This is a genomic window from Candidatus Defluviilinea gracilis, from assembly GCA_016716235.1.
GTDB lineage: Bacteria > Chloroflexota > Anaerolineae > Anaerolineales > Villigracilaceae > Defluviilinea > Defluviilinea gracilis.
In genome coordinates this window covers 94,876-114,910 of record JADJWS010000002.1, presented here as the reverse complement: position 1 = coordinate 114,910, position 20,035 = coordinate 94,876, and the positions used below count along the sequence as shown (strand labels likewise).

General features: G+C 54.2%; 22 protein-coding genes. 18 read left to right on the top strand and 4 right to left on the bottom strand.

Annotated features, from left to right (window positions below; all coding sequences use genetic code 11):
• From IPM31_11425 to IPM31_11405, 5 genes are all read left to right on the top strand, one after another.
• Nucleotides 1-429, top strand: coding sequence for a hypothetical protein (locus IPM31_11425; GenBank protein MBK9007590.1), 429 nt, complete (start codon nucleotides 1-3; stop codon nucleotides 427-429).
• A gap of 19 nt (nucleotides 430-448) precedes the next feature.
• Nucleotides 449-586, top strand: coding sequence for a hypothetical protein (locus tag IPM31_11420; GenBank protein MBK9007589.1), 138 nt, complete (start codon nucleotides 449-451; stop codon nucleotides 584-586).
• Between the two features lies 1 nt (nucleotide 587).
• A complete protein-coding gene (locus IPM31_11415) occupies nucleotides 588-1,160 on the top strand; it encodes a pyridoxamine 5'-phosphate oxidase family protein (protein ID MBK9007588.1) in 573 nt (190 codons plus the stop codon).
• A 63-nt stretch (nucleotides 1,161-1,223) separates the two neighbouring features.
• On the top strand, nucleotides 1,224-1,886 hold the full coding sequence (locus IPM31_11410) for a transposase (GenBank protein ID MBK9007587.1): 663 nt from the start codon (nucleotides 1,224-1,226) through the stop codon (nucleotides 1,884-1,886).
• A gap of 133 nt (nucleotides 1,887-2,019) precedes the next feature.
• Nucleotides 2,020-2,274 carry a DUF4342 domain-containing protein gene (locus IPM31_11405; protein MBK9007586.1) on the top strand — a complete coding sequence of 85 codons (255 nt, stop codon included), beginning with the start codon at nucleotides 2,020-2,022 and terminating at the stop codon, nucleotides 2,272-2,274.
• Between the two features lie 201 nt (nucleotides 2,275-2,475).
• Here the strand turns inward: IPM31_11405 and IPM31_11400 are convergent, their stop codons facing one another.
• Nucleotides 2,476-3,474 carry a dipeptide epimerase gene (locus IPM31_11400; protein ID MBK9007585.1) on the bottom strand — a complete coding sequence of 333 codons (999 nt, stop codon included), beginning with the start codon at nucleotides 3,472-3,474 and terminating at the stop codon, nucleotides 2,476-2,478.
• Nucleotides 3,475-3,596: 122 nt separating this feature from the next.
• On the opposite strand from IPM31_11400, the gene IPM31_11395 reads away from it, so the two are divergent.
• Nucleotides 3,597-4,577 (top strand): C40 family peptidase, encoded by a 981-nt coding sequence (locus IPM31_11395; protein ID MBK9007584.1) that lies wholly within the window; start codon nucleotides 3,597-3,599, stop codon nucleotides 4,575-4,577.
• A 114-nt stretch (nucleotides 4,578-4,691) separates the two neighbouring features.
• On the opposite strand, the gene scpB is transcribed toward IPM31_11395, so the two are convergent.
• Complete coding sequence (scpB, locus tag IPM31_11390) at nucleotides 4,692-5,273, bottom strand: SMC-Scp complex subunit ScpB (GenBank protein ID MBK9007583.1); 582 nt, start codon at nucleotides 5,271-5,273, stop codon at nucleotides 4,692-4,694.
• A 122-nt stretch (nucleotides 5,274-5,395) separates the two neighbouring features.
• Between scpB and IPM31_11385 the strand changes: the two genes are divergently transcribed.
• From IPM31_11385 to IPM31_11365, 5 genes are read left to right on the top strand one after another with little or no spacing between them, the layout of a single operon-like run.
• Nucleotides 5,396-6,007 (top strand): hypothetical protein, encoded by a 612-nt coding sequence (locus tag IPM31_11385; GenBank protein MBK9007582.1) that lies wholly within the window; start codon nucleotides 5,396-5,398, stop codon nucleotides 6,005-6,007.
• Nucleotide 6,008: 1 nt separating this feature from the next.
• Nucleotides 6,009-7,628, top strand: coding sequence for a G5 domain-containing protein (locus IPM31_11380; GenBank protein ID MBK9007581.1), 1,620 nt, complete (start codon nucleotides 6,009-6,011; stop codon nucleotides 7,626-7,628).
• 3 nt (nucleotides 7,629-7,631) lie between these two features.
• Nucleotides 7,632-8,588: an SDR family oxidoreductase gene (locus IPM31_11375; protein MBK9007580.1), complete on the top strand. Its 957-nt coding sequence runs from the start codon at nucleotides 7,632-7,634 to the stop codon at nucleotides 8,586-8,588.
• Nucleotides 8,585-9,040, top strand: a complete 456-nt coding sequence (locus IPM31_11370) for a GtrA family protein (protein ID MBK9007579.1) — start codon at nucleotides 8,585-8,587, stop codon at nucleotides 9,038-9,040. Before IPM31_11375 ends, IPM31_11370 begins: the two co-directional genes overlap by 4 nt.
• Before the next feature lie 2 nt (nucleotides 9,041-9,042).
• Complete coding sequence (locus IPM31_11365; protein MBK9007578.1) at nucleotides 9,043-9,426, top strand: hypothetical protein; 384 nt, start codon at nucleotides 9,043-9,045, stop codon at nucleotides 9,424-9,426.
• Between the two features lie 125 nt (nucleotides 9,427-9,551).
• Here IPM31_11365 and IPM31_11360 read toward each other — a convergent pair whose 3' ends face one another.
• A complete protein-coding gene (locus IPM31_11360; GenBank protein ID MBK9007577.1) occupies nucleotides 9,552-12,230 on the bottom strand; it encodes an amino acid adenylation domain-containing protein in 2,679 nt (892 codons plus the stop codon).
• A 131-nt stretch (nucleotides 12,231-12,361) separates the two neighbouring features.
• Between IPM31_11360 and IPM31_11355 the strand changes: the two genes are divergently transcribed.
• From IPM31_11355 to IPM31_11325, 7 genes are all read left to right on the top strand, one after another.
• Complete coding sequence (locus IPM31_11355) at nucleotides 12,362-12,874, top strand: acyl-CoA thioesterase (GenBank protein ID MBK9007576.1); 513 nt, start codon at nucleotides 12,362-12,364, stop codon at nucleotides 12,872-12,874.
• Between the two features lie 131 nt (nucleotides 12,875-13,005).
• Entirely contained in the window at nucleotides 13,006-14,088 is a 1,083-nt protein-coding gene (locus tag IPM31_11350) for an ATP-binding protein (GenBank protein ID MBK9007575.1), read from the top strand.
• The gene (locus IPM31_11345) at nucleotides 14,085-14,714 is read left to right on the top strand and encodes a GNAT family N-acetyltransferase (GenBank protein ID MBK9007574.1); all 630 of its coding nucleotides are present in this window, start codon (nucleotides 14,085-14,087) and stop codon (nucleotides 14,712-14,714) included. The genes IPM31_11350 and IPM31_11345 overlap by 4 nt, the downstream gene beginning before the upstream one ends.
• Nucleotides 14,711-16,360: a phospholipid carrier-dependent glycosyltransferase gene (locus IPM31_11340; GenBank protein MBK9007573.1), complete on the top strand. Its 1,650-nt coding sequence runs from the start codon at nucleotides 14,711-14,713 to the stop codon at nucleotides 16,358-16,360. Before IPM31_11345 ends, IPM31_11340 begins: the two co-directional genes overlap by 4 nt.
• Nucleotides 16,357-16,920 carry a 16S rRNA (guanine(966)-N(2))-methyltransferase RsmD gene (gene rsmD / locus IPM31_11335; GenBank protein ID MBK9007572.1) on the top strand — a complete coding sequence of 188 codons (564 nt, stop codon included), beginning with the start codon at nucleotides 16,357-16,359 and terminating at the stop codon, nucleotides 16,918-16,920. Before IPM31_11340 ends, rsmD begins: the two co-directional genes overlap by 4 nt.
• A gap of 226 nt (nucleotides 16,921-17,146) precedes the next feature.
• Nucleotides 17,147-17,941, top strand: coding sequence for a DUF1295 domain-containing protein (locus tag IPM31_11330; protein ID MBK9007571.1), 795 nt, complete (start codon nucleotides 17,147-17,149; stop codon nucleotides 17,939-17,941).
• A gap of 294 nt (nucleotides 17,942-18,235) precedes the next feature.
• A complete protein-coding gene (locus tag IPM31_11325; GenBank protein MBK9007570.1) occupies nucleotides 18,236-19,402 on the top strand; it encodes a cyclic nucleotide-binding domain-containing protein in 1,167 nt (388 codons plus the stop codon).
• A gap of 38 nt (nucleotides 19,403-19,440) precedes the next feature.
• Here the strand turns inward: IPM31_11325 and IPM31_11320 are convergent, their stop codons facing one another.
• Complete coding sequence (locus IPM31_11320) at nucleotides 19,441-19,938, bottom strand: NUDIX domain-containing protein (protein ID MBK9007569.1); 498 nt, start codon at nucleotides 19,936-19,938, stop codon at nucleotides 19,441-19,443.
• Nucleotides 19,939-20,035 lie beyond the last annotated feature (97 nt).

The window sequence follows — 20,035 nt, the reverse complement described above, 5'->3', positions numbered from 1 at the left end:
ATGCCCAAACAAAAATCCCAACCCGTCAACACAGACGAATTCCTCACCGAGGAATACGAATACATCGCGCAGACCGCCGCGCAGGCGAACGAAGACCGCGCGCGGATTTCGTCCTTTTACCTTATTGCCGTCGGTTCGCTGATCGCCGCCATCTTCGGCACGCAATTCTTCGACGCGGATTTCTTCACGCGAGGCGTCAAATTCATCTTCAGCGGGATATTTCTTCTGCTTACGTTGATGGGCACAAGCACCATCGTGCAACTGGCAAAACTTCGCGCAGCGTGGTACGAGTCTATGCTGGCGATGAATCAGCTCAAAGAATTCATGATCTCGCAGAACAAAGAAATATCAAAGGCGTTCCGCTGGACATCGCACACCCTTCCCCCGTTACACAAAAAGGACGAGCATCTCTTTTTATCAAGCGCGTGAAGCCGCTATCCTCAGCGGCGTGACGTTCACCGCGTCGGTCTACTTCGCGCAATATGCAATGGGCTTGAATACATGGGTTAACTGGCTGATCTCTGCCGCGTGCGGAATCGTGGTCATCTTTTTACAGATCGGTATTTACAAACGAGCGTTGAATTAATATGCCCCGCGACTACATCCCACAACCTCCCGCCGCGTTCCAACGCCGCCCGCATCTCACCAAAGACGACGATTGGATTCGCTCGTTTCTCAATGAAGCAAAAATAGGACACATCGCCACGTCCATTGACGGACAGCCGTTCATCAACCCGACGATGTTTTGGTACGACGAAGCGAATCATCAGATCGCGTTTCACTCGAATGTCGCGGGGCGAGTCCGCTCGAATGTGGAAGCCAACCCGAAGGTCAGTTTGGAGGCGAGCGAGTTGGGGAAGTTCCTGCCATCGAACGTCGCGCTCGAGTTCTCGCTTCAATTCCGCAGTGTGGTCGTCTACGGCGACGCGCGGCTGGTGGACGATCCCGCCGAAGCGCGTGAGTTGTTGTATGGTCTCATCGGAAAATATTTCCCCGCCATGACGGCTGGCAAAGAATACCGCGAGATCACCGACAAAGAATTGCGCGCCACTTCGATCTATGCCATTGCAATTAAAAGTTGGAGCGGCAAAGAAAACTGGGCAGACCGCGCCGATCAATCCGATGAGTGGACGCCGCTCGATGAAAAATGGTTTGAATAGATAAATAGATCAATCGGCAGTTGCACTGCCGATTGATTGTGCTTGTACGAATATTGGGCTACTATGCAACTCCATCCAGCAGTACAACTGCTGGATGATCAATTGATTAAATCGCGTGGTAGTTGCACAGATCATGCGGCAGTTGCACTGCCGCATGGAGGAGTAAACATGTCGAGAGCGTATCGCGTATTCTCTGATACCCATTATGCCTATTTCGTCACATGGACGCTGGTTGATTGGCTGTATCTATTCGACAAAGAATCCTACCGCCAAATTATTTTAGATTCGCTGAATTATTTGCGGACAGAAAAGAAAACCCAACTCAATGCTTTTGTAATCATGTCATCGCACCTTCACGCAATACTATGGCCCAAAATCGGGATTAATCTTTCCGATGTTACGAGAGACTTTAAACGCCATACATCCAGAAAAATATCACAAGAAGCGGAAAGACAAAGTGCAACAGATTTTTTGAACGTTTTTGAGAATGCTCGAATCAAAAACCGCGCGCAAGATGTGTCGAAGTATCAGGTTTGGCAGGAGGGGTCTCACCCAGAAGCAATTTTCACCGAAAAGTTTGCCCGCCAGAAAATGGATTACATCCACATGAACCCTGTACGAGCAGGTTTAGTTCAGTCGCCAGAACAATGGCTTTATTCCAGCGCTCGCGCGTATATTCTTGGCGAGGAAACATATCCCCCGATAGATATTTTGGTGACAGGGTAAGGCGTCAGTTTCATCCCGTTCTTTCGGCAGTTGTACTGCCGAAGGTTCATCCACAGCACAACTGCGGATGAACTTTGGTGACGGATAAAGCGTCAGCAGTGCAACTGCTGACGCAACAAGTAGAGGAGTCAACATGTCCGAAGAAAAATTTCGCACCGAAGAATTCCGCGTGGACGGCGAAGAACTGCTTCGCAAGATCAAGAACCTCATCAACGAGGGCAACATCCGCCGCGTGATCATCAAGGACAAGGAAGGTAAAGTTATCTTTGAGATTCCCCTCACGTTTGGCGTCGTCGGCGCGTTGATAGCGCCGCAACTCGCCGCCATCGGCGCAATTGCCGCGCTATTGGGTGAAGCGACTGTTGTGGTCGAAAAAAGAGCGGTTTGAACAACTAAACCTACACTCCTGTCAATCCCGAAGGGATGGTAGGGTTATAGAAAATTGTGATGATCGATTTCAAATCCCGAAGGGATGACATATCTTTACCATCTCTGACACCCCTTCGGGGTTGTCCCCCTCGTGATAAATCGATTCTATAATCATATGACCCCTTCGGGGTCTTTGTCTTGCGCAAAATGAAGCAATAAATTAAATTCTCTCCACCCCGATCCCCGCGCCATCGGGCAAAAACATCTTCGCCCCATCATACGTCACCCCGCGATAGGGATCGTTCTTGATCAACAGCGGACCATCCAGGTCGGCATAATCGCACAGCGGAGCGAGATGCGCCGCGGCAGTGACTCCCACCGACGACTCGACCATGCAACTCAACATGATCCGCATATCGTGCGCCCGCGCCGCGTGGATCATCCGCAACGCCTCGCGGATTCCCTCGCTCTTCATTGTCTTCACCACCACGCCGTCAATCGCGCCCGCCAACTTGGCGACATCGCGCGAATTCTTCGCCGTCTCATCCGCAAAGATGGGAATGTCAATTCGCTGAGCGCGTAACTCATCCTTCAACCAAAAATATCCATCCACATCATCCACAGCCAGCGGCTGTTCGATGAACTCCAGATCGTATTCCGCCAAACGCGGGATGAGTCTCAGCGCCTGTTCACGACTCCACCCCGCGTTCGCGTCGACTCGCAATTTGGAGTTGGTCGCGCCGCGAATGGCTTTGACTCGCGCCTCATCCTCCTCCCCTCCCAACTTGATCTTCAGGATCGGATGACCCGATGCTTTCGCCTGTTCCGCCATCACATGCGGCTCATCCATTCCAATCGTGAACGAAGTCAAAGGAATCTTCTTCGGGTTCAACCCGAACAATTTATACAACGGCTGTCCCAACTTTTTTCCCCACAGATCGTGCAACGCCTCGTCAATCGCAGACCGCGCCGCGCGCGAGCCAGCAGGTCGCCGCGCCAAAACATTGTCCATGTCAAAAAGATCGTCGCCCAAGTCTGGCACAGATTTCAAATACTCGATGATCCCCTCTTGCGTCTCGCCATAATACGGCACCGCCGCCGCTTCGCCCACCCCGTCATCGAGAAACACCAACACATTATGACGCTGGTCGCTCGCCCCATGCGCCACGCGGAAAGTCGTCCGCAGATTCAGTGTGATCGGTTCCCAAGAAAGTTTCATTGCTCAATCTCCCAAATAGGGGCGCATATTAACACAGATGGTAGAATCGTTCCATCGTTGTGTACTTGGCGTTCTCTAACGCCAGATCGCGCAAACTATATCATTCAAAAGAGAATCGTTCCATGCAAACCATCCTCGATGACTTCGCCAAAACGCTCGACAAACGCACCACCGTCTTCGATGTGAAGATCGCTTCGCAGACAAGCGACTCTCTCACCCTCAGCGGACGCGTCCTCCATAAATCTCAATTGGATGAACTGCCCCGCCTCTTTCCTCAATTGAAACTTGATACGGCTTCCGTCAACGCTCTCCACACCGACGCGAACGAGCGCGTCCATGTCGCCACGAATCTCACAGGCTTGCATGAAAAGCCCACGTTTCGCGTTCCACTCCTCAGCGAGTTGACCTTCGGCACAGAACTCGAAGTATTGGAAGAACAAGGCAAGTGGGTCTTCGTCCGCCAAACGGATGGATATTTGGGCTGGGCATATCGTCCCTATCTCAGTGAAGGACTCGCCCCCACATCCACGCACCTCGTGATTGCGCCAGTGATCGAACTCCGCGCCGAGCCGAATCCCGTCAGCGTGGTGATAACTCGTCTCGTAAGCGGAACCAGCCTCCCCGTCGAAGAGACGCAGGATGGGTGGTCAAAAGTCCGCGCGAACCGAGTCGGCTGGGTCGAGTCGCGTCATCTGCGCGCGCTCACCGACATCCCGCAAGATGTTGAAGAAAAACGCACGATGCTTGAATCCGATTCACAACGGATGATCGGCGTGCCGTATCTCTGGGGCGGAAGCAGTGGCAACGGCATTGACTGTTCGGGCTTCGCGCAACTGCTTCACCGCTGGGTGGGAATCGAAATTCCGCGCGACGCCGACATGCAATGCGACGCCGCGAAACCCGTTGAGCCTCCGTTCGAGATCGGCGACCTGATCTTCTTCAGCGAAGACGACGACAAACGTATCACCCACGTCGGCATGAGTCTCGGCGGCTGGAAGATGATCCACTCCTCGCGCTCGCGCAACGGCGTGTACGTGGACGATATTGAGGAAGTGAAATTCTTGAAAGATATTTTCGTCAGCGCGGGAAGTTATTTGAGGTAACCCGCCGGCATCGATCGGAAATAAAACAGAACGCTGATTACGTAGATTGTACACTCCGCGTAATCAGCGTTTTCAATGGCGCAAGCAAGGGCAGGTATCCGCGCTCAAATGCGCCTACCCTTTCAACAACTCATCCTGTTTCGACTCCTCATCCTCAGGCTTTGCCAGCGATGGCATTTCGAGGATCGAGTTCAACCCAAAGTGTTGCAAAAATTCAGGCGTGGTGGAATACAAGATCGGGCGACCCGGTCCATCGGCGCGACCCGATTCGAGGATCAAATTCTTGTGCAGGAGACTCTTCATCATACTGTCGCTATTCACGCCGCGAATCGAATCAATTTGCGGGCGCGTGACCGGTTGCTGATAGGCGATGATCGCCAACGTTTCCAGCGCGGCGCGGCTAAGATGAGACGTGGCTTCAAGCCCAAGGAAATGCTCCACAAGTTCGGCGAGTTGCGGCGCGGTCGTTAACTGCGCTCGCCCGGCGTTCCGCTGAAGGCGCAAACCGCGACTAGCGAGCGCCGCATCCAACTCATTCAGCCCGCGTTCGATGACCGAAGGGGCAACGTCCAGCGCGGCCGCTAACTGCGCGGTCGCCACAGGCTCGCCTGATACAAACAACATTGCTTCCAGTTTTGCTGAAAGTGACAATTCAGTTTCGGAATTTTGCGCCGTAGAAGCCTCAGAATCGCTCATGCTATAATACCCTTCGATGTACGATTTACGATGGTCGAGTCGCCCAAATGTTTATTGAGGGCGCATCGAGACCACGCCGACCACTTACGAAATACGAACTACACCGTACGGAACACCCAGGAATGAAACGAACCAAACCCAGCATCTTTTTCATCGCGCTCATCCTCGCATCGCTCGCCTGCACGCTGTACGCCGGCGGACCCGACTACTCAGACCTCGCGCCCATCCCAGTGTCGACCGAAGCCGCGCAAAGCCTGCAAGACGGCATCCAAAAATCCATCGAAGATGGTTTAGTCAGCGGCGTGGTAACCATCACCATCACCGAGCCGCAGATCACATCCTATCTTGCCTTGCGCCTGCAAAACGACCCGAGCCTGCAACAAGAGAATTCCACGCCGCTCATCACCGACCCGCAAGTGTATTTGCGCGACGGGCAAATGAAAATTTACGGCAAGACCCAGCAAGGCGTGTTCGCCGCCAACATCGGCATCATCGTCAATGTCGGCGTCGACGCGGAAGGTAAACCAACCATCGAGATCGCCTCAGCCGACTTCGGTCCGTTCCCCGCGCCGGAGGGCATCAACGAAACCATCACCGCCATCATCGAAGAGGCGTACACCGGCTCGTTCGGGTCCCGTTGCCACCGGGCTTCGCATCGAAACCATCGCCATTGCCGACGGACTCATGACCATCGTCGGTCGAATCCGATAGCGCACGGATTATACACCGGATAAAATGCGCCGAATCTTTTTCACGCGAAACGCTTCGACGAAACCAGCGCGTCGACTCAGGGGAAGCCTGCTCCTGCTCCTCAACCTTAGCCTCCTCCTAAACGGATGCCGCTCCCCGCAGTTCGCCAGCCCAGAGGCGACCATCTCCGTCACTGTCGATGGCGCGACGCAAACCTCCACCATTCCCGCCGGGAGCACCGTGCAACAGGCATTGCAAATCGCCGGTATCGCATTCGGAAATTTGGATCGCGCCGATCCGCCGGTCTACACGGTGCTCAACGATGGAGATTCGGTCGTCATCATTCGCGTGCGCGAAATCTTCGAAACCGAAGAACAAGTCATCCCCTTTGACAAACAAATTGTGCGAAACGAATCATTGCCCGAAGGCGAAACGCGCCTCGTGCAAGCCGGCGCAAACGGCTCGCAAGAAGTAACCTACCGCCGCGTGCTGGAAGACGGCGTGGAAATCAGCAAATCCATCGTCAAATCCGTAATTCTCGTGGAGGCGATACCGGAGATCGTGATGATCGGCGCGCAGACGTCCTTCGCGCCCCTGCCCATCCCCGGCAAACTTGCCTACATCGCGGGCGGCAACGCATGGGTCATCGACACCTCCACCGCAAATCGTTTTCCACTCGTCACCACCGGCGACCTCGACGGGCGCATCTTCCGCATCTCGCCGCGCGGCGATTACCTCATCTACACCCGCAAATCTACCAAGCCCGCCGGCAAAGAGATCAACGTCTTGTGGGCGGTTCGCACCAACCCTGGCAGTAAACCCTTCCCCACCAGCGTATCGAATGTAGTCCACTTCGCCGATTGGATTCCCGGCACAAGCTCCGTCGCCTACACCACAGTGGAACCGCGCGCCACCGCGCCCGGCTGGCAGGCAAACAACGACCTCTGGCGATACAGCATCTCGACCGGCGAAAAGAAAAAAATACTGGACGCGAACGCCGGCGGCGTCTACGGCTGGTGGGGCATGACGTTCGCCTTCTCCTCAAACGGGAAACTGGCATACGCCCGCCCGGACGGCATCGGCACGGTCGATTTGGACGGCAAATACATCAAACCACTCATCGACATCGTCCCCCTCAACACTCACAGCGACTGGGCGTGGCTTCCGTCCATCTCGTGGGGCGCCGACGGAAATACCCTCTATTATGTAACTCATGCGCCCCCGCCCAGTCTAGTGAACGCTGAAGATTCGCCGTTCTTTGACATCCGCGCCACCTCATTTGAAAACGACGCCACTGTCGACATCGCCTCGCAGACCGGCATGTTCGCCTACCCAAACGCGTCGCCGACCCAAGCCAGTTCGCGCGAACGACAGTATCAAGTGGCGTACCTGCAAGCCATCTTTCACGAACAGAGCGAAACCAGCCGCTACCGGGTCGTCGTCATGGACCGCGATGGCTCCAACCGGCGAACAGTTTTCCCTGCGAATGACGCGCCGGGTCTCGAGCCGCAAATCCCCGCCTGGGCGCCGCGTCAAATCGACGGGCAATCTGGCTACTTCCTGGCGGTCGTTTACCAGGGGAATCTTTGGCTGGTGGATACCGGCAACGGTCAGGCATTTCAAGTGACGGGCGATGGGCTGGTCACAAAAATCGATTGGAGATAACACATGCGCATTTTGATCACCGGAGCCGCGGGATTCCTCGGCTCACACTTAAGCGACCGGTTGCTCGCCGACGGTCACGAGATCGTCGGGCTGGACAACTTCATCACCGGCAACCCGGGCAACCTCGCCCACTTGATGGGGAATGAAAAATTTTCGTTCTACAAACACGATGTATCGAATTACATCTTCATCCCCGGCAAAGTGGACGCGGTGATGCACTTCGCTTCGCCAGCCAGCCCCAACCCTCAATCGCCATCGGGCTACTTCAACCTCCCGATCCAGACCATGAAAGCCGGCGCGCTCGGCACACACAACTGCCTGGGCGTGGCAAAAGCCAACAAAGCGAGATTCCTGCTGGCATCCACAAGTGAGATTTACGGCGATCCGCTGGTTCACCCGCAAACGGAGGATTACACCGGCAACGTCGATCCCGCCGGTCCGCGCGCCGTGTACGATGAGGCGAAACGGTTCGCCGAATCGATCACCATGGCATATCACCGCTATCACGGCGTAGACACGCGCATCGTGCGCATCTTCAACACCTACGGTCCGCGCATGGACCTTGAGGACGGGCGCGCCTTGCCGAACCTGCTGAAACAGGCATTGCTCGAGCAACCGCTCACCGTGTACGGCGAGGGAAAACAAACCCGCTCGTTCTGCTACGTGGACGACCTGGTGGACGGTATCGTGCGGTTGCTTTATTCCGACGAACATTTGCCGGTCAACATCGGCAACCAGCGCGAGATCAGCCTGCTCGAATTCGCCGAAGCCATCAACAAGATCACCGGTAACCAGGCGGGCATCACCTACGTCAAAGACGCGCGCAGTGTGCGAGACCCGCAACAGCGCCGCCCCGATATCACCCGCGCCCGCGCCATCCTCCAGTGGGAGCCGAAAGTCTCCCTCGAGGAAGGGATCGCCAAAACCATTCCCTATTTCAAATCCAAACTGGGGCTATGACCGCCCAAACCAACAAGATCGAACGCATCCGCTTCCTGAAATTTGCCACTGTAGGCGCCATTGGCTCGCTGGTCGATTTTGGCGTGATGAACCTGCTCACCCGCCTATTCGCCATGCGGCTCGTCTACGCGGGGACAATTTCGTTCGTTTGCGCGGTTGCCAACAACTTTACCGGCAACCGCTACTGGACGTACCCAGAATCGCGCTCGCGCCACATCCTGCAACAACTAGGGATGTTCTTCGTGGTCAACGCGGCGGGGATCGCCATTCGCGTTCCCATCCTCCATTATGTTGAGCCGCCCATGGAAGGGCTTTTCGCCTCCCTCAGCATACTCTCCGCGTTCACGCCGGAAACGCTGGCAAAAAACGCCACCCTCGCCATCGCTATCGGAATTGTAATGCTTTGGAATTATTTCGTGAACCGCTACTGGACGTATAATGATGTGGAATAAGCATGGCAACCCAAGCCCATACCCGTATTATCCCCATCTATAACTCGCAAGGCGAAGCGGACGCTTTCCTCGTATACCCTTATATTTTCAACCGTTCCGGCGAATATATCGGATGGGTCACCCCCCAGCGCGAAGTGTATTCTGTGATGGGGTACTACGTCGGTTCTTTGACCAACGACCCGCGCATCATTCGCAAGCGGGCTGAAGACTCAGACAAGCCGCATATGGCTTGTCCTCCAACCCCAAAACGCATTTCCCCGCCCGCGCAGGTGCCTCTCGCGCCGATGATGCAGGAACTATCCTACGGCATCATCGATGTTCTCGCCGAGAGCCCCGAACTACTCCACACTCTGGATAGCGGCGACCTGCGACAGGATATGGATTGAAGGTTGACGATACGTTGCCCTCTCTCCAAAATAATTCTCTCCACCGTACACCTCCCTTTTTACCGCGAAGAGCGCCAAGTTAAGAACTTAGTGGCAGAAATGTGCGGTAGAGAAAAGTCTAATGTTCAATCCTCGCTGGCGCGCTCAAGGCATTCCTTGATTTTCCGCGCCACCTCAGGAGCATACTCTTCGGCGATTATGTTATGCGATGCAATAAAGCGATGTTTCTCAAAACCGCCCAGGGCAAGAGCCTCCCAACTCCAGGGAACTTGATCGCAACTTTGCTCTTCGGTCTGGCTCGATCGGAACAATGTCACTTTGCCCGCGTAGGGCTGGGGGAAATATTCATGCAATGCTTTACTATGCGTTGTGCGCAAGTAGGCAAGCAACAGACGATCTGAAAGACGCCACTTCATCGCAAATGCAAGGGCAACCAGACCGAAAAGCGCGATACGCAAGATCTTTGTCTGGATAAGCATCCCAACATACCCAACTTTTCCCTTGAAACCTGCCTGTGACAGGCGGCGGAGATGCCACTGCATGGTTCGAACCGTTCCATCGAGAAAAGGCTGATTCTCCGCAAACACCTGGGTTCGCGCCAACCGCTCCGGGTTTCGTGTGTCAAGCATCAATAACAACTTAACCTGCTCGCCTTGCTTCAGGAGTTGCTGTGCCATCTCGTAGGCGATCTCCCCTCCCAATGAAAACCCACAAAGATAATACGGTCCATGAGGTTGAAGTTTCTTAATTTCTTGAAGATAGAGCAGAGCCATATCCTCGATGCGCGGAAGGGCTGGAGTTACGCCGTCCACGCCTTGCGCTTGAAGAGCATAGAAGGGCTGATCGGCAGGTAACTGTCTTGCGATGAAGCGGAAGTACAGCACCCCTCCTTCATGTCCATGGACACCGAACAAGATGGGCTTGTTCCCCCTGGGATTAATGGGAACCAGAATCTGCTCTTGATACAGACCCGTGTTGGCATGTTCCAGCAACGCCGCCTGGCTGGAAATTGTGGGAGCATTCAAAATAGCCCCTACGGAAAGGTGAATTCCAAATTCGCGCTCAATCCGGGAAATCAACCTCACTGCCATGAAAGAATGTCCGCCAAGATCAAAGAAATCATCATGGATTCCAAATTCAGACTGCTGTAACAACTCGCGCCAGATGACCATGAGCCGGCTCTCAACACTATTTCCCGGCGGCTCAATGGTGGACGCCAGGGATTTCGCGCCCCGAATCTGAGCAAGCGCCCGACGATCCAGCTTCCCGTTGGTCGAGAGAGGCATCGTTTGTAGCGTAACAAATCGAGAGGGGATCATGAAGTCGGGCATTTTTCGCCGACAATACGCGCGGATCTCTGCCAGGGCAACATTTTCATGCGCGGGAACAATATATGCCGCCAGATAATTCTCGTCGGCTTGATCTTTTAACACAAGGATCGCGCAATCCTCCACCTCGGGGCAACTTCGTAGAACCGATTCCACCTCGCCCAGTTCGAGTCGCTGACCGCGGATCTTTATCTGGGAGTCACTGCGGCCCACGAACTCGATATTTCCATCTTCACGTTGTCGCACAACGTCCCCTGTCCGGTAGAGACGGCAATTGATCCCATCGTCAAAGGGGTTGCTAATGAATTTCTTTGCCGTGAGTTCAGGCAAATGTATATAACCATCTGCCAGACATGGGTTGCTGATGAATAATTCTCCGCTTTGCCCCGGCAAGACCGACTCCATGTGGTCATTCAGGATGTATAGGCGCGTCTGAGCAATCGCCTGTCCAATTGGCACAGCGCAAGCAAGCCCATCATCACCGGCGGCCGGGATTGGATAAGTGGCAACCACGCCTGTCGTTTCCGTTTGCCCAAAAATATTGACAAGCTCTACCTTGTTGCCCGCTAGCGCCCTCCAATCTCGCGGAGTTTCCATGCGCAAAGCCTCCCCCACGCATACGATCCTGCGCAGATGGTTTTGCAACAAATCGCTGCGGCAAGCCTCTGGCAAATCCTGCAACCGTTTATTGATCATCCGCCAAAATGAGGGCACTACATCCATCAAAGTGACGCGAGTTCTCTTGATTTCCTCGAATAATCTCAGAGGGTCGCGCATTTGTTCGTCGGAGGCGACGACCAGCGTGGCGCCACGCGATAACGGCACCATAATTTGACGCACAGCCAACGCGTAAGAAATGGACGCGCTCTGAAGATACACATCATCCGAAGCGACATCCAGCCCGGATTGAGAGACCCTGACAAAATTTCGAAGGCTGTCATGAGATACCATCACGCCTTTCGGCGCCCCGGTCGAGCCCGAAGTATAAATAATATAAGCCAGGTCTTTCTCGGCGGACATATTTTCCAAACCATCCGAAGGGAGGCGCTGGATGCTCTTTGACACGGCGTCTAACAAAATAACTTTCACAGCGGATTTCGGCGAAGATCGAAACAGACCGGTTTGAGTAATGCAAAATAGGGAATTGGAATTTGCAAGGATTTCCGCCACACGCTCCCGAGGATATGCCGGGTCGATCGGGATATACGCCGCTCCAGCGATGAGACATCCTAAAATGCCTGTTACCATCTCGATGGAGCGATTCAGCGAGATGGCGATCCGCGCGCCAGCCACAACTCCCTCGCCGCGCAAATACCGCGCCAATTGGTTGGCGCGCCCGATCAACTCCGCGTAGGTGACACACTCGCCGCCAAACTGGATAGCGGGTTTTTGCGGCGATCTTTCCGCCTGATAGGCAATTAATTCATGGACCAATAGTTCCTGTGTGTGAGTTTCAAGAGACAATGAGTTTGGCATATTGTTAGCAGGGTTAACTGTGACGCTAGAATGTTGATGGACAAAATGCAGCCGCATCTACTCCATGTCGGAGAAACATCAGAAAGGTTACGCGCGCTAGCCTTGTTCACATCCCACATTCGTCCTGTCGCATGGTAAACTTTCTTACAACTATGACAACCATCCAAACGCCCAAACCCATCAGCGCATCGCGCGTCACCCTGTCTCAACTCATGCACCTCGAACATGCCAACCTGCTGGGCAACGTGCACGGCGGCTGGATCATGAAACTCGCGGACGAGGCGGGCGCGCTCGCTTGTATGCGCCACGCCCAATGCAAAGTCGTGACCGTCGCCATCGATTCGATGACCTTCCGCGAGCCGATCAAGATCGGCGACCTCGTTACCCTGAACGCGGAAGTCACATACACCGGCAGAACGTCCATGGAAGCGAAAGTGGATGTGCTTGCCGAAAACCCGCTAACCCGCGAACGCTCGCACACCAACACTGCCTACCTCGTCTATGTCGCGCTTGACGATAGCGGCAAGCCGCTGGAAATTCCGCAATTGACGGCTGAAAATGAGGAAGAAACCCAAAAACTGTTGCAGGCAAAAGAAAGACAGGCGCGACGTTTGACTGAAAAGAAACTGCGAGAATCGCAATGACCGAACCCGAACTCACCCAACCCGAATCGGAAGAAAAAGAACCGGTCGCGCACTCGTTCAAAAGTCTGCGCGAACTGGTGGATTTTGTTTCCGGGAAAAATCTCCCGCCGCTCACCTCGGAAGATGGGCGCGTGACCGAAGCGCTTCCCTTCCCGTTCCTCGCCATCGTCGGGCAACAGGAAATGAAACTCGCGCTGTTGCTCGCGTTGATCAACCCGAATGTGGGCGGGATTTTACTGGTCGGTCCGCGCGGCACGGCGAAGACGACGGCTGTACGAAGTCTTTTGGATTTGCTCCCAATGGTCGAGCGAAGCACATGCCCGTACGGTTGTCTGCCTGAAGACATTGAAGCGGGCGGAGTGGATGCCGTTTGCCCGGACTGCGCGAAGAAATTCGCCGAGGGCAAACCGCTCACCGCGCCGGACAAAGTCCGCTTGATCGAACTGCCGTTGAACGCGCGGCTTGAAGATGTGGTCGGCGGCATTGACGAACGAGCCGCCATCCACGAACGGATGCGAATTCGTCGGGGAATACTTGCACAAGCAGATCGCAACTTGTTGTACATTGACGAGATCAACCTGCTCGCAGACGATGTCGTTGATTCGATCCTCGACGCCGCCGCGCAGGGATCGTACACCGTTCGGCGCGGACCCGTCGCGGCGACGTATCGCTCGCGCTTCGTGTTGATCGGCTCGATGAATCCCGAAGAGGGCAGACTCCGCCCGCAAATTTTGGATCGCTTCGGACTCCGGGTTATCGTCCGCGGCTTGGACGATGCGTCGCTGAGGCTGGAGGCGTACCGCCGAGTCCATGCGTACCTGGCGAATCCGCGTCACTTGGTGAACCAGTTTGCCCCGGAGATGGAAGCGGCGGCTGGAGAAATCCGCAGCGCGCGCGAGCAGATGAAGAGAGTCACCATCCCCGATTCGATTGCGAATCCCGCCATCGCGCTCGTCCAAAAAATGGGAATCGATTCACTGCGCGCTGAGATCACGTGGTTTGAGTCGGCGCGCGCGTATGCGGCGGCGGATGGACGCAATGAAGTGACGAATGAGGATCTGAAAATTGTCGCGCCGATGGCGTTGCGTTTGCGGCGGTCTGTGTTCATGAACGATTATTTCAAAGGGCAGGCGGGCGAGGAAAAAGAGATGAACGCGTTGCTGAACGGGTTTGGCAAAAAACCTACGAAGAAAAAGTCTGGTAAAAGAAAATGAGCGATTCAAAAGTTGCCAACCCAGCGTATCGAATCGAAACCGCGCGGCTTGTGGTGCGATGCTATCAGCCGACGGACGCGACGTTGCTCGAGGACTCGGTGCGCGAAAGCGTGGAGCATCTCAAGCCATGGATGCCGTGGGCGCACAATGAACCTGAGCCGTTTGAATACAAGGCAAAGCGTGTTTTGGAATTTCGCGGCAAATTCGATCTGGGACAAGATTTCACTTATGGGATTTTCAACCGCGAAGAAACGCGGTTGCTCGGCGGAACAGGATTCCACACGCGGCTCGGCGAAAAAGAACTTGAGATCGGGTATTGGATTCACAAAGATTTTGTCAAACAAGGACTCGTGACCGAATCCACCGCCGCGTTAATCAAAGTCGCTTTTGAAATTATCCACATTCACCGAATTGAAATTCATTGCGACCCTCGCAACACAGCCTCTGCCGCTGTGCCGCGCAAACTCGGCTTCACGCACGAAGGCACGCTCCGCGCAAAAACGCCGTTTCTCGATGAGTGGAGCGACTCGATGATCTGGGGTCTGCTCGAAAGCGAGTACCCGAACAGCCCAGCGGTCAAAGCGGAGATCAAGGCTTTTGACGCCGCCGGCAACACGTTGTTATGAAATCCCTTTTTGGGCGAATCATCCAAAAACCGATTTACATCTTGCTCGCCGTCAATCTATTGGTCGGCGTTTTTGTTTTCCGCGACTACGGGCTTTCATGGGACGAGCCGCTCTTTTACGATTATGCCGACGCGCTCGGATATGCCTATTCGCCGCATGAATGGTTCAGCGGACATTTCGATCTCGAAAATTCATACGGGCCCAGCGCGGAGGATCACAAGACGCGCGGACCCGCCTACCTTTTTCTTGCGCGCAATTTTGCCTACGGATTGGAAGACCTCGGTTCTGACCGCGCCTCAGCCTGGCACCTCGTCAATTTCGTCTTTTTCCAACTTGGAGTTTATTTCCTCTATCGGCTGTCCACGCGCTGGATGAAACCGTCCGCCGCGCTCGCAACGACTGCGTTTTTTTCCTATCAACCTTTATTGTGGGGACATGCCTTCATCAACCCGAAAGACCCTCCCTTTTTAGTTTTCTTTCTCGCGTCAGTCTGTCTCGGCTTCGAGGTGGTGGACGAAATTACAACAGGCGCAAAAAATAGTTGGTGGAAAGTTCTCGCCGCATCGTTTTGTTTAGGCATCGCAACATCCATCCGCGTGCTGGGACCTCTGGCTGGAATGATTGTGCTTGGTTATGCCATCTTCATCATCTTTGCCCGCCGCGGATTGAAATCCGCGACTATTCCTACCAAGTCCGCTCAAGCGGACTCGGCTTCACCGAAAAAATATTTTCGACCATTTATGATTTATGTTGTAGTTGCCATCGCGGTGATGCTCCTCACCTGGCCCTATCTTTGGGAAAATCCAATTGCAGGACTCTTCGGAACGCTCAAGTTCATGTCCGATAACCCGACGCAATTGGCTGTGTTATTCAACGGCGAGATATTCCGCGCCAACGACATGCCGCGCCGCTACCTCCCCTTCATGCTGTGGTCAACGCTCACCGAACCGACATGGATTTTATTCGCGGTTGGAGTTCTGATCGGTTTTTGGAAATTCAAAACGAATTCAAAAGAATTTGCATCTCTGGCTTTGACCCTCGCTTGGTTCATCCTTCTCGTCGCTTACGTCCTCATCCTTCGACCAGCCGTGTACGATGGCTTGCGTCATTTCCTTTTTATCCTGCCGCCGGTGTTTATCTTTGCTGGTTTCGTATTTGAATTTGTATTTGAGCAAATCACAATTGTATTTGAGCAAATCTCAATTCGAGCAACTCAACCAGTTTGGCTACGCGCTGGACTTGTTTTACTGATCCTTTTGCCGGGCATCAACGGGATCGTCCAGCTCCATCCCTACGAATACGCGTATTACAATTCGTTTGTCGGCGGCACGAGCGGAGTCTTTCGCAAATACGAAACGGAATACTGGCTTACTTGTTATAAAGAAGCGATGCAAAAATTGGACGCGAGTTTGAGTCAACCAGCGAATGTCTTTGTCCTGCGTGAAGCATACATTGCCGACTATTATTCCGGGAGCAACACCATCGTCCGCGATCTACGGAACGAAATGAGCGAAGTGAAATCAGGCGACTATGTTCTGGTCAACACACGCACAAATAATGACCGCTCCATTTTCAGAGACGCGCCGCCGGTGATCCAAATCCGCCGGGGAGATGCGATATTCTGCGAGGTCAAACAAATTCCATGAGTCTACGAGTCATTTCTGGCAAAGCAAGAGGTCGTAAATTGAAATCGGTGACGGGCGATACGACGCGCCCCATCACCGACCGTGTCAAGGAGGCGTTGTTCAACATCATCGCCAGCGACGTGATCGACTCCAACTGGTGGGACCTGTTCGCAGGCACCGGGGCAGTCGGCATCGAAGCGTTGAGCCGAGGCGCGGCATCCGTCCGCTTTACGGATTCGAATCGCGAACCCGTCGAGACGATCAAATCCAACGTGGAGCATTGCGGATTCACGGCGCAGTCAGAAATCCGCCGGGCAGATGCGTTCGCGTATCTCGCATCGCCAGCCGATAAAAAGTTTGAATACATCTACATCGCTCCCCCGCAGTACAAGGATATGTGGGTGAAAGCGCTGGAACTCGTGGACGATAATCTCGAATGGCTCACGGATGACGGCTGGGTCATTGTGCAGATCGCGCCGCGCGAATTCAAGTTCAACACGGTCGAGTTGAAGAATCTTGAAAAGTTCGATGAGCGGAAATACGGAACGACATTGCTGGTGTTTTATCAACGACATTCGTAACGCGAGATTTTGCATTTTTACAATTAAATCTAGCAATCCCATCGCGTCTTCCAGCCTGCGCTTCGTCTACGCTCATCCCAAATCATGTTTCGTCCTGAGCGGAGTGAGGAGCGTTCGTTGCGACGAACGCAGTCGAAGGACGCTCCGCTCAGCGAGGAAGGTTTTGTTGTTGGATTAATTTGGAAAAGTAATCTGTCCAGCCCCCGAAATTAATTTCAAAATTACTATGCCATTCACGATACTTTTCCTCAACAGTGGGCTCGTCATTCTCTGCCTGATGACCCTGCTCTGGCTATTGAGTCTCGCGCTGAAGAACTCCAGCATCGTGGATATTTTCTGGGGCATTGGCTTTATCGTCGTTGCGTGGCTGGGATTTTCATACGGATACGGCTACATCCCGCGCAAACAATGGATGTGCGTAATGGTCACGCTCTGGGGACTGCGCCTCGCGCTTCACATCGGACTCCGCAATTGGAACAAGCCCGAAGATTTCCGCTATGCCAAATGGCGCGAAGAGAACGGTCCGCGCTGGTGGTGGATTTCATTCTTCAAAGTATTTCTCCTACAGGGATTCTTGATGTGGCTCATCAGCGCGCCTATCCTTGCCGCGCAATCGTTTGGATACCCTGTCATCCTCACGCCAATGGATTTGCTCGGCGCGTTGATCTGGGGATTCGGTTTGCTCTTTGAATCCATCGCGGACTTGCAGTTGACTTTGTTCAAGCGTAATCCAAAAAACAAGGGGAAATTGCTTACGTCGGGTTTGTGGAAGTTCTCACGTCACCCGAACTATTTTGGTGAAACAATCGTATGGTGGGGAATCTTCATCATCGCCCTCGCGGTTGGCGCGTGGTGGACGATCCTCTCCCCCATCTTGATGACGTGGCTTTTGCTCCGCGTCTCCGGCGTGGCAATGCTCGAACGGACGATGCAAAGCAAGCCCGGTTACGAGGAGTACATGCGAAAGACCAGCGCGTTCTTTCCATGGTTCCCGAAAAATCGGGACGCTGATTCACGCTGAATACGCAGATTTTCTTTCTTTTAGGACTTACGCAGTTGAACCTGTTGTGCCGTAGTTGCACTGCGGCGGCGGCAGTGCAACTGTCCGCCAACTGCGTAAGTCTTGTCTTTGAATCAGCGGGGTCAGCGTTTTCACCTGCCCTTGCGGGCGGTGCAAGGGTCTGCGTCCAAAGGGGTTGTATAAGGTATCAAAGGCGAAATGGCATTTCGCGCTACGAGATTCATCCTTGCAATTTCCTTTTAGTTCAAATGGGGCTTCGATTCGAATCTCCCGCCATGCTAAAATAATCGCACCATGACGAACCTCCGCGCCCCGTCGAAGATCATCCCGCGAGCCTTCCCCGGCATCAAACCGGACGAGATCGAGGAATTGATCAAGAACAGCCAGGTACACGCGTACGCGCCCGGCGCGGTGTTGTGCCGCGAGAACGCGGTGGAAGCCCGCTTCTACATGATCCTCGAAGGCGACGCCGAAGTGACCAAGGTCATCAACAACTCCGAAACGCGCCTGCTCAAAACTCTAGGACCCGGCGATTTCTTCGGCGAGATGGCGCTCATCCACAACGCGCCGCGCGCCGCGACCGTCACCGCAAAGACCGCGCTCACCGCGCTCGAACTCGACAAGCCCGGTTTCGACCGCGTGCTTCATTCCTCCAGCAGTATCGCCATGGCGATGGTCAGCGAGATCAGCAACCGCTTACGCTCGAACGATCAAATGGCGGTGGACGACCTCCGCTTGCGCGCGAGCGAACTCGCCGAGGCGTATCAAAAACTTGCCGAGCAAGACCTCGCCCGCCGCGAGTTTCTCTCCAACATCGCGCACGAGTTGCGGACTCCGCTGATGGCGGCGAGCGGGTATCTCCAGATGTTGCAAAAAGGCGCGATGAGCGGCGACCAGATCTCCACTGGGATAGAAACGGTGAGTCGCAACGTCCAGCAGATCGTCAGCCTCGTCAACGACATCCTGTTCTTGCAAGAGATGGACCTCGTCCTCCCCGAATTTCAAGCGGTGGATTTGAACTCGGTCGCAAAAAACGTGACGGATAAATATGCGCCTAAAGCCGTCGAGCGGAATGTAAACCTGCGCTTCGCTCCCAACGTCAGCCTGCCTCGCGCGTTCGGCGACTCGAAATCCCTCGAGCGCGCTCTCTCGGCTCTGGTGGACAACGCCATCAAGTTCAGCCCCAAAGGCGGAGACGTGGATGTGCGCCTCAGCGCGCGCGCCGATGATATTTTGCTTTCGGTGGAGGATCACGGCATTGGGATCGAAAAAGAAAAGTTGACGAATGTCTTCGACCGCTTCTATCATCTCGAACGACACGAGAACGATCTCTTCGGCGGCATCGGGCTGGGACTCGCCATCACGAAACAGGTCATCGAACAACATCAGGGAAAGTTGACCGTGACCAGCACGCCGGGCAGGGGCAGCACATTTACGATCATACTGAAAAAGGGAAGTTAAAACCCTCACCCTAACCCTCTCCCAAAGGGAGAGGGGATTTACTCCTCAAACCTCACAACCAATTTCCCCGCCTCATCGTAAAACGACCGCGCGCTGAACGGCGGATCGCCGCGCTTCATGCCATGAATTCTCCCCAGCAGAATCGGCAAATCCTCGACAACGTCCAATTCTCCAATCTTCTTGTATTCAACCCACTCCGCCAAACCTTCTTCCGAGGCGATTAATTCGCCGCCCGTTACATTCCCCGTGAACATAAATAAACATATCCCTGTTTCGCCCGCGTCAACGATGACCGTTCCGCACAGCCATAGATCCGCCGTAAGACCGGTCTCTTCAAGCAACTCACGCTTCGCAGACGCGAGAACATCCTCCCCTCTCTCCACGTGACCGCCGAGTCCGTTGTACTTATTCGCCCACAGACGTTTCGTCGGCGCGCCTTTGAGGAGCAGGTATGAGTCTCCGCGCCGCAACAATATCGCCGTGCGCGGGATGAGGGTGTAGCGGGCGTTGTTGAGTCCTTGATCGGATTGAGGCATGAGTTATAAGATGACTGCCTTTTAGAAATGTGACGTATAATGTCGCGCATGGGTAATTATACAACGATTTTGACGGACAACCACCCTTACGGCGTCT

What these genes read in the sequence shown, in the direction of transcription:
- IPM31_11425 (MBK9007590.1), top strand. Translation starts at nt 1, where the DNA reads ATGCCCAAACAAAAATCCCAACCCGTCAACACAGACGAATTCCTCACC.
- IPM31_11415 (MBK9007588.1), top strand. Translation starts at nt 588, where the DNA reads ATGCCCCGCGACTACATCCCACAACCTCCCGCCGCGTTCCAACGCCGC.
- IPM31_11410 (MBK9007587.1), top strand. Translation starts at nt 1,224, where the DNA reads ATGCAACTCCATCCAGCAGTACAACTGCTGGATGATCAATTGATTAAA.
- IPM31_11405 (MBK9007586.1), top strand. Translation starts at nt 2,020, where the DNA reads ATGTCCGAAGAAAAATTTCGCACCGAAGAATTCCGCGTGGACGGCGAA.
- IPM31_11400 (MBK9007585.1), bottom strand. Translation starts at nt 3,474, where the DNA reads ATGAAACTTTCTTGGGAACCGATCACACTGAATCTGCGGACGACTTTC.
- IPM31_11395 (MBK9007584.1), top strand. Translation starts at nt 3,597, where the DNA reads ATGCAAACCATCCTCGATGACTTCGCCAAAACGCTCGACAAACGCACC.
- scpB (MBK9007583.1), bottom strand. Translation starts at nt 5,273, where the DNA reads ATGAGCGATTCTGAGGCTTCTACGGCGCAAAATTCCGAAACTGAATTG.
- IPM31_11385 (MBK9007582.1), top strand. Translation starts at nt 5,396, where the DNA reads ATGAAACGAACCAAACCCAGCATCTTTTTCATCGCGCTCATCCTCGCA.
- IPM31_11380 (MBK9007581.1), top strand. Translation starts at nt 6,009, where the DNA reads ATGCGCCGAATCTTTTTCACGCGAAACGCTTCGACGAAACCAGCGCGT.
- IPM31_11375 (MBK9007580.1), top strand. Translation starts at nt 7,632, where the DNA reads ATGCGCATTTTGATCACCGGAGCCGCGGGATTCCTCGGCTCACACTTA.
- IPM31_11370 (MBK9007579.1), top strand. Translation starts at nt 8,585, where the DNA reads ATGACCGCCCAAACCAACAAGATCGAACGCATCCGCTTCCTGAAATTT.
- IPM31_11365 (MBK9007578.1), top strand. Translation starts at nt 9,043, where the DNA reads ATGGCAACCCAAGCCCATACCCGTATTATCCCCATCTATAACTCGCAA.
- IPM31_11360 (MBK9007577.1), bottom strand. Translation starts at nt 12,230, where the DNA reads ATGCCAAACTCATTGTCTCTTGAAACTCACACACAGGAACTATTGGTC.
- IPM31_11355 (MBK9007576.1), top strand. Translation starts at nt 12,362, where the DNA reads ATGGTAAACTTTCTTACAACTATGACAACCATCCAAACGCCCAAACCC.
- IPM31_11345 (MBK9007574.1), top strand. Translation starts at nt 14,085, where the DNA reads ATGAGCGATTCAAAAGTTGCCAACCCAGCGTATCGAATCGAAACCGCG.
- IPM31_11340 (MBK9007573.1), top strand. Translation starts at nt 14,711, where the DNA reads ATGAAATCCCTTTTTGGGCGAATCATCCAAAAACCGATTTACATCTTG.
- rsmD (MBK9007572.1), top strand. Translation starts at nt 16,357, where the DNA reads ATGAGTCTACGAGTCATTTCTGGCAAAGCAAGAGGTCGTAAATTGAAA.
- IPM31_11330 (MBK9007571.1), top strand. Translation starts at nt 17,147, where the DNA reads ATGCCATTCACGATACTTTTCCTCAACAGTGGGCTCGTCATTCTCTGC.
- IPM31_11325 (MBK9007570.1), top strand. Translation starts at nt 18,236, where the DNA reads ATGACGAACCTCCGCGCCCCGTCGAAGATCATCCCGCGAGCCTTCCCC.
- IPM31_11320 (MBK9007569.1), bottom strand. Translation starts at nt 19,938, where the DNA reads ATGCCTCAATCCGATCAAGGACTCAACAACGCCCGCTACACCCTCATC.